At 37.6% G+C, this 1,161-nt stretch carries 3 protein-coding genes; 2 read left to right on the forward strand and 1 reads right to left on the reverse strand.

Annotated elements, in window-relative coordinates; all coding sequences use genetic code 11:
* Positions 1-189 precede the first annotated feature (189 nt).
* Together KDK18_RS11075 and KDK18_RS11080 are read left to right on the forward strand one after the other, a co-directional pair.
* Positions 190-435 carry a hypothetical protein gene (locus tag KDK18_RS11075; protein WP_257254962.1) on the forward strand — a complete coding sequence of 82 codons (246 nt, stop codon included), beginning with the start codon at positions 190-192 and terminating at the stop codon, positions 433-435.
* Positions 436-455: 20 nt separating this feature from the next.
* A complete protein-coding gene (locus tag KDK18_RS11080) occupies positions 456-929 on the forward strand; it encodes a hypothetical protein (protein ID WP_257254963.1) in 474 nt (157 codons plus the stop codon).
* A gap of 20 nt (positions 930-949) precedes the next feature.
* Here KDK18_RS11080 and KDK18_RS11085 read toward each other — a convergent pair.
* The coding region (locus KDK18_RS11085) for a hypothetical protein (RefSeq protein WP_257254964.1) at positions 950-1,161 on the reverse strand (212 nt) is incomplete at its 5' end.

Below are 1,161 nucleotides of genomic sequence, written 5' to 3' on the forward strand. Positions count from 1 at the left end.
ACGCTATCTGGCTGAAGTCCTTGCTGGGCAGGCACTTTCATGATTTTGCCGTGATGGGTACGCTGTATAGACCGGCAGGAAGATGCTGAGTTTTGGAATTAGTCACTTCAGTCAAAATGAAATGTTTAAAAACCCTATCAGAGTCTAATATTAGACCAACTTATTAGTTAAACAGATTTAGGAAAATTTATGGCTATTGATGCAAAAGAAGCAGCTCAGATTGCTGCAAAATATTTTGAGTCTATTACATCCCAAAGTGTAAAGCTCTCCATTGAAGAAATTGAACTTGATGATGATGGTTCTTGGTTGATCACATTAGGAATGTCTGATCTTTTTGCACTTGGAAGCGTAGGTAATAGAGTAACAAGCTATAAAATATTTAAAATTGATGCTGAATCTGGCGACGTGATATATATGAAAATACGCACAGTTTAATATTTCTAATACTTGCCGATTTGTTAGTACGGTACAAAAAACAGGGTGCATTTCTAGACACTAACCTTCTCGTTTTATACTTGGTTGGCAAGTATGAACCAGAGTTTGTACCAAATTTTAAACGAACTGCAATGTATACAGAGCAGGATTTCCACTGGCTAAATGAATATGTATCTCAGTTTTCCAGAATTGTAGTTACACCTCAAGTTTTAGCTGAAACGTGGAACTTTCTTGAAAAAATAAATGAAATCAAGTTCAAAGAATTCATAGTTTCAATATTACCTACATTATATGAAGTAAATGAACTGTATATTGAAAAAGATGAAGTCATTAGTGCTGAAGGATTCAGCTATATGGGCATCACTGATATATCAGTAATTTTAGCTGCGAAGAGTTTGGATTGTTTAGTATTAACCGATGATTTGAGAGCATACAGTTATTTTGCATCTCATGAAGTCATGGCTATCAATATTAACCATCTCAGGCAGGTGTAGCGCGCCTAACCAGGGAAAAATCATGAAACCCCCTGAAATTCGAGATATGCCCCGGGCCATAGTCGAAAAGGAGGCTGACGGTCAAAGGCAATCAGGGCAAGCTTGAAAAGGCTTTTGATCATCACTTCTCTTTGGAGAAGCTGAACCAATGGCAAGATGATAGCTATATGACCCGAAAAACAGGCCATGGCCGCACAGAAAGCCGGATGTATTTTGTCAGTGATATCTTCGA

The organism is Endozoicomonas sp. SESOKO3 (genome assembly GCF_024606255.1).

Coding starts and splice junctions, on each gene's coding strand:
- KDK18_RS11075 (WP_257254962.1), top strand. CDS start 190: ATGGCTATTGATGCAAAAGAAGCAGCTCAGATTGCTGCAAAATATTTT.